Consider the following 6,408-nt stretch of genomic DNA (forward strand, 5'->3'; position numbering starts at 1 on the left):
GCGTGCTGCGGGCCACGGTCTGGGGCCGAGGGCCGCTGACGTCGCCGGGAGCGACGTCAGCGGCTCGACGCCTGAGATCCCGGGGCCGTCCGGCCCCACCGGGGGACCTACCGCACGGCGGCTCCCGTGACGCATGTTGTGATCGTTGAGCCAGAGGGTGGACGATGAGCCAGACCGAGACCCGAGGGAGCGCCGTGGCCCAGACGACGGACACCGAACAACCGCCCGTCGACGCGCCAGCCGGCGTCCCGTTGGACAACAGGTCGGGCCGCTTCGGCGACAGGCTGTTCTCCGGGATCAGCCTGGCCGCCGGGATCGTGATCCTCGTGGTGCTCGCGGGCGTGGCGGCCTTCCTGATCCGCGACGCCATCCCCGCGGTCGTCGCCTCCCCCGAGGAGCTCGACCGCGACACCAGCTTCTGGGGCTACGTCGGCCCGCTGGTGGCCGGCAGCGTGGTGGCCTCGCTGATCGCCATCCTGGTCGCGACGCCCGTCGGCGTCGGGATCGCGCTGTTCATCTCCCACTACGCCCCGAAGCGGCTGGCCCAGCCGCTGGGCTACGTGATCGACCTGCTGGCCGCCATCCCGTCGGTGGTCTACGGCGCCTGGGGCGCGCTGGTGTTCGGGGCGGCCCTCGTCCCGGGCTACGCCTGGCTGTCGGAGCACCTGAGCTTCATCCCGATCTTCGGGCCCACCCACTCCACGACCGGCCGCACCCTGCTGACCGCCGCGCTGGTGCTGGCCGTGATGGTGCTGCCCATCATCACCTCGCTGTGCCGCGAGCTCTTCCTGCAGACGCCCAAGCTGCACGAGGAGGCCGCGCTGGCCCTCGGCGCCACCCGCTGGGAGATGATCAAGGCGGCCGTCTTCCCCTTCGCCCGGGCCGGCATCGTGTCGGCCGTGATGCTGGGGCTCGGCCGGGCCCTGGGCGAGACCATGGCCGTCGCCCTGGTGCTCTCCCCCGGCCCGTTGACCGCGAGCCTGATCAGCACCGGCAACTCCACCATCCCCGCCGAGATCGCCCTCGGGTTCTCCGAGGCCTTCGGCATCCGCCGCAGCGAGCTGATCGCCGCCGGGCTCGTGCTGTTCGTGATCACCCTGGTGGTCAACGTGCTCGCCCGGCTCGTGGTCGCCCGCTACAAGGACTTCTCGGGAGCCAACTGATGAGCGCCGTCGCCACCCTGCAGAAGAGCTCGCTGACCGCGGGCCGGCTGCCGCGCTGGACCCCCTGGGCCGTCGGCGCCGGCGCGCTGGCCGTCTCGGCCGGGATCATGTCCCTGATCGGGTTCAACCTGCCCGGCTGGATCGTCATCGCCTGGCTGCTGTTCGTGCCCAGCATGTTCGTGGCCGCCCGGACGGTCGAGGGCCACCAGGCCGGCGTCGACCGGTTCTGGACGGTCCTGGTCTGCTCGGCCTTCGTGCTGGCCCTGCTGCCCCTGGTCTCGGTCATCGTCACGCTGCTGGTCAACGGCCTGCCCGGTCTGCTCGACCCCGGCTTCCTGGCGAGCACGATGCAGTACGCCACCTCCCAGACCGACCAGGCGGCGGCCGCCGGCGAGGGGCCCGTCTACGGCGGCATCCTGCACGCGCTGGTCGGCTCGGTGCTCGTCACCCTCGCCGCCACCGTCATCTCGGTGCCGATCGGGCTGTTCACCTCGATCTACCTGGTCGAGTACAGCCAGGACGGCTGGCTGTCGCGGGCCATCACCTTCTTCGTCGACGTGATGACCGGCATCCCCTCCATCGTGGCGGGGCTGTTCGGCGCGGCGCTGCTGTTCAGCCTGGTCGACCCCCAGGACAGCCTGATGGGCTTCACGGCCGCCGTGGCGCTGTCGGTGCTGATGATCCCGGTGGTGGTGCGCTCCACCGTCGAGATGCTGCGGGTCGTCCCGAACGAGCTGCGTGAGGCCTCCTACGCCCTGGGGGTGCGCAAGTGGCGCACGATCGTCCAGGTGGTCATCCCGACCGCGATCTCGGGCATCGCCTCCGGGGTCACGCTGGCCATCGCCCGGGTGATCGGCGAGACCGCCCCGATCCTGGTCACCGCCGGTGTCGCCGTCCGGCTCAACACCAACCTGTTCAACGACTGGATGATGACCTTGCCGGTGTTCATCTTCCGCCAGCTGCAGAACCCGACCTCGCCGACCGCCGTCGGGCCCTCCATCGAGCGCGCCTGGGGTGCCGCGCTGGTGCTGGTCCTGCTCGTCATGGCCCTCAACCTGGCCGCGCGTCTCATCGCCCGGGCCTTCGCCCCCAAGCAGACCGGGCGCTGAGCCCCTCACCACAGGAGAACTCCGAGATGTCCAAGAGCATCGAAGCGATCGACCTCGACGTCTACTACGGCTCGTTCCTGGCCGTCGAGGGCGTCAACATCCGCATCGAGCCGCGCACCGTCACCGCCTTCATCGGCCCCTCCGGCTGCGGCAAGACCACCTTCCTGCGGACCATGAACCGCATGCACGAGGTGCTGCCCAACGCCACCGTGAAGGGCCAGCTGCTGCTGGACGCCGAGGACATCTACGCCAGCGGGGTGGACCCGGTCCGCGTCCGCTCCAAGGTGGGGATGGTCTTCCAGCGCCCGAACCCGTTCCCCACGATGAGCATCCGCGACAACGTGCTGGCCGGCTTCCGGCTGAACGGGATCCGGATGGGCAAGGCCCAGGCGGACGAGATCACCGAGCGCTCGCTCAAGGGCGCCAACCTGTGGAACGAGGTCAAGGACCGGCTGGACAAGCCGGGCTCGGGCCTGTCGGGCGGGCAGCAGCAGCGGCTGTGCATCGCCCGCACCATCGCCGTGCAGCCCGAGGTCATCCTGATGGACGAGCCCTGCTCGGCCCTGGACCCCATCTCGACCCTGGCGGTGGAGGACCTGATCGGGGAGCTCAAGGAGCACTACACGATCGTCATCGTCACCCACAACATGCAGCAGGCCTCCCGGGTGTCGGACAAGACGGCCTTCTTCAACATCGCCGGCACCGGCAAGCCGGGCAAGCTGATCGAGTTCGACTACACCGACAAGATCTTCTCCAACCCGTCGGTGCAGTCCACCGAGGACTACATCACCGGTCGCTTCGGCTGAGCCGCTCGCGCCCGGCGGGCTCTGCTCCTCACCGCTCCTAGACTTCTCGCCGTGAGCAATCCTGCAGCTGGTTGGTACCCCGACCCGGGCGGCCAGCCGGGCATGTTCCGCTACTGGGACGGCTCGGCGTGGTCGGCCGCCCTCTCCCCCACCCCGCAGGCGGCTCCTCCGTCGCAGGGGCTGGTGCCGCGTGCGACGACCCCGGGGACGCAGCCGCTGGGCCGGCTCGGCCAGCAGGGGCCCGCCGGCGGCGGCCCCGGAGGCCACGGCCACGCCGGCTACGCCAGCTACGGCCAGCACCACCCGGTCCCTCCGGCCCGCACCCGCAGCTCCAAGGGCTGGATCGCCGTCCTGGCGGTGGTCGGTGTGGTGGTGGCGGTGCTGATCGGGCTGGCCGTGCGGGCGGTGTCCGACGTGGCGGGCGGCGGTTCCGGCCAGCGGCCCAACGGCCAGCCCACCCAGCAGGTGTGCCCCGAGGAGCAGCCTGCGACGGCCGAGCCCACGCCCCCGCCGGCGGACGGGCGGGTGCACGGCGGCGCGCTGTCGTTCCCCATGCTGCCGCCGCCCTGGGAGGCCCCGCACCCGGACAACCGCGTCCCCTTCGGCCGCGACGTGCAGGTCCAGACCGCCTTCGTGGAGGACTTCGAGTCCGAGGGCAGCAGCTGGGTGGCCAGCGTGCTGGTCGGCGAGCTGATCGCCGGTGACGGCTTCTTCACCCCCGAGCAGGGGGCCGAGATCGTGGTCCGCTGCGTGGTGGGCGTCTTCTACGGGCCCAACACCGAGGTCACCCGCGACGACCGCGTCAGCCGCGCCACCACCGTCGACGGCAAGGACGCCTGGCTGGTCGAGTCGCACCTGACCTTCGACATCCCCGACCTGGAGACCAAGGGCGAGACGCTGATCCTGATGATCGTGGCCACCGGCGAGGCGACCGCGAGCCTGTTCTACGCCTCCATCCCCGACACCAGCCCGCAGTTCATGCAGCCGGCCCGCGACGCCATGGAGAACCTGCGCGTCGAGGAGTGACCGCCCCGGCTCCCGGTGCGTCCCCGCCCGGCCGCGCAGGCGCGTCCACGTCGAGCTGGCCGTGCCGTCGGAGGTCGCGGAGTCGCGGCTGGCCACCACGCTCGCCGCCGGTGGCCGGCTGCTGGAGGAGTCGCTGGACCGCTGGCGGGTGGCCGACCCGGAGGGCGACGAGCTGGTGGTCGTCAGCGGGTGAGGTCGGTGGCAAGCTCGGTGAGCTCGTCGGCGTCGGCGGTGCCGTCGTCCTGGACGATCAGCAGCAGCACCTCCGCCTCGCGCTGCAGCACCAGCTCCGACCACCGTTCGGGGCCGCAGCCGCGGCGTCCGGCGTACCAGCTGCCGTCCTCGGCCACCGGCTCGACGACCAGCGGCGCGGCGCCCTCGTTCGGGCAGCCCTGCAGCAGCTCGCGGTAGCCGCGTGCGTAGCGGCCGGCGGTGTCCGCGTCGGCGAAGGACATCAGCAGGCCGTTGCCGGGACGTCCGGCCTCGTCGAGGTAGGTGGCCGCCAGCGCGTGCTCGGGGACGACCTCCTCCGCCGGGGTGGCCCCGCAGCGCGGCAGCGCCTCCCACGCCGCCTGCGCCGGGTCGACGGCGTGGGTCCAGGTGCCGTTGGGCACGTACTCCCCCTCCGACGGCGGCCGCTCCTCGGCGGTGAAGCCCAGCACCTCACGGGGCAGGTCGTCCTGGTCGAGGTCACCGGCGGTGGAGGGCGCCGGCGCGGTCGGCCGGGGCGGCGGCTCGCGGTCCGGGGACGAGGCCGTCGGCGTCTCGGCCGGTGTGGTCGTGGCTTGCGGGCTGCCGCCGGCCGTCGCGGGCGTGGCGGTCCCGGGCGCGGTCGTCGCGACCGTGGGCTCCGGCGTGGGGACGCCGGGCTGCGTCCCGGCGCTGCAGCCGCTCAGCACCAGCAGCAGGACGACGGCCGCCGGCGTCCCGGTGCGGACCCGCATCAGTCGTTCTCGAAGTGCTGGTAGTCCCGGTTGGCCCAGCGCCCGCCCCAGAACCAGCCGCGCTTCTCCAGCGCCTTGACGATGGTGCTGCCGGTGGTCAGCACCGCCGGGTGCTCCTTGGGCCGGTTGAGCCCGCCGCCGAGGATGTACTTGTGGCCGTTGGAGGGCCACCACGTCCCGCGGGCGTCCTTGTAGGGGTTCTGCACCGTGTTGATGTCCACCGCGATGCCGTAGGAGTGCGGCGAGACGGCGTAGGGGTTGCCGACCACGCTGCGGCAGTTGAAGCCGGAGGTGTTGTTGGCGTACATCTGCTTCGGGTCGTCCCCGCCCCAGCGGTTCGGGTTGTCCATCCGGTAGATCTCGTAGCGGGCCCGGTAGGCCTCCTCGAAGGCGGCCACCACGCCGTCCACCATGGAGGAGCGCACGATCATCACGCCGCGGCGGGCGCGCCCGTCGAAGCCCCAGTAGCTCATGGTGATGGTGCGCAGGCTGGAGGGCCCGACCGGGCAGCCGGAGCGGTAGGTGTCCTCGACGTCGGCCGCCGTGGTGCGCCGCACCACCGGCCGGAAGTCGGGGGTGGCCCAGGTGCCGCGGCCGGGCTTCCACTCCACGACCCCGTGCTGGAACCACTGCCAGCAGCCGCCGCTGTTGCAGCGCTCGTCGGACTCGGGGTAGCCGAGGATGCCGCGCTCCCAGCCGTAGCTCGCCCACTCGCGGCGGATGCCGCCGGTGGACCAGTGCGCGCCGGTGGCCGAGGACCAGTGCACCGACCCCTTCTGGAACGACTGGTAGCAGCCGCCGGCGGGCAGCCCGCAGCGCTTGTCGCCGATCGGGTAGCCGAGCTTGCCGCTGGCGTAGCCGGCGCGCCGCCACGCCTTGCGGAAGTCGCCCACGGTGAAGTGGTGCCCCGCGCCCTTGGCCCAGGTGACCCGGTTGCCGCTGCTGAACAGCTGGTAGCAGCCGCCCTGGACGGCGCCGCAGACCTTGTCGGTGCTGGGGAAGCCGTGGGTCCGGCTGCCGGAGTCGGCCACGAACTCCTCCAGGAAGCCCCCCACGACCGTGTGCGCGCCGGTGTCGGCGGACCAGTAGATCCGGCCGTGCTCGTAGCCGGCCCAGCGACCGCCGCTGATGGCCCTCTCGGACGTGGTCTCGCGACCCAGCGGTCCGGACGGCCCGCCGGTGGCGGCGTACTTGCGCGCGATGGGGCTGTCCGCGGCCCGGCCGGTGGTCCGCTCCGCCTGGCGCTCGGCGGTGCTGGCGGACGGACTGGGCTCCGCCGGGGTGGTCGGGCCGGCGCTCTGCGAGCCGGTGGACGCCGAGGGGCTCGGCTCGGGCGACGGCTCCGCGGTGACGGACGGCG

At 72.5% G+C, this 6,408-nt stretch carries 6 protein-coding genes and 1 pseudogene (1 of these 7 running past the window's edge); 5 read left to right on the plus strand and 2 right to left on the minus strand.

Translation table 11 applies throughout. The features are described 5' to 3' along the window. The first annotated feature begins 164 nt into the window (after window positions 1-164). From pstC to GC722_RS17945, 5 genes and pseudogenes are all read left to right on the plus strand, one after another. Window positions 165-1,163 carry a phosphate ABC transporter permease subunit PstC gene (gene pstC, locus GC722_RS17235; protein WP_156611953.1) on the plus strand — a complete coding sequence of 333 codons (999 nt, stop codon included), beginning with the start codon at window positions 165-167 and terminating at the stop codon, window positions 1,161-1,163. Next, on the plus strand, window positions 1,163-2,272 hold the full coding sequence (gene pstA / locus GC722_RS17240) for a phosphate ABC transporter permease PstA (RefSeq protein ID WP_156611954.1): 1,110 nt from the start codon (window positions 1,163-1,165) through the stop codon (window positions 2,270-2,272). The genes pstC and pstA overlap by 1 nt, the downstream gene beginning before the upstream one ends. Before the next feature lie 26 nt (window positions 2,273-2,298). Next, window positions 2,299-3,078 carry a phosphate ABC transporter ATP-binding protein PstB gene (gene pstB / locus GC722_RS17245; protein WP_156611955.1) on the plus strand — a complete coding sequence of 260 codons (780 nt, stop codon included), beginning with the start codon at window positions 2,299-2,301 and terminating at the stop codon, window positions 3,076-3,078. Between the two features lie 51 nt (window positions 3,079-3,129). Further along, window positions 3,130-4,104 carry a DUF2510 domain-containing protein gene (locus GC722_RS17250; protein ID WP_197430250.1) on the plus strand — a complete coding sequence of 325 codons (975 nt, stop codon included), beginning with the start codon at window positions 3,130-3,132 and terminating at the stop codon, window positions 4,102-4,104. Between the two features lie 43 nt (window positions 4,105-4,147). Continuing rightward, a pseudogene (locus GC722_RS17945) lies at window positions 4,148-4,297 on the plus strand (VOC family protein); the annotation flags it as partial. Here GC722_RS17945 and GC722_RS17255 read toward each other — a convergent pair. Both GC722_RS17255 and GC722_RS18745 read right to left on the minus strand, forming a co-directional pair. Next, window positions 4,287-5,048: a hypothetical protein gene (locus GC722_RS17255; RefSeq protein WP_156611957.1), complete on the minus strand. Its 762-nt coding sequence runs from the start codon at window positions 5,046-5,048 to the stop codon at window positions 4,287-4,289. The pseudogene GC722_RS17945 and the gene GC722_RS17255 sit on opposite strands and share 11 nt — an antisense overlap. Then, window positions 5,048-6,408: the 3' portion of a M15 family metallopeptidase gene (locus tag GC722_RS18745; protein ID WP_156611958.1), read on the minus strand. The gene runs 163 nt beyond the window's last position; 1,361 of the gene's 1,524 nt are visible here — the last part of the coding sequence; the start codon falls outside the window, past its right edge — the gene reads right to left on this strand; it ends in the stop codon at window positions 5,048-5,050. Before GC722_RS18745 ends, GC722_RS17255 begins: the two co-directional genes overlap by 1 nt.

It is taken from the genome of Auraticoccus cholistanensis, from assembly GCF_009742705.1.
Classification (GTDB): domain Bacteria; phylum Actinomycetota; class Actinomycetes; order Propionibacteriales; family Propionibacteriaceae; genus Auraticoccus; species Auraticoccus cholistanensis.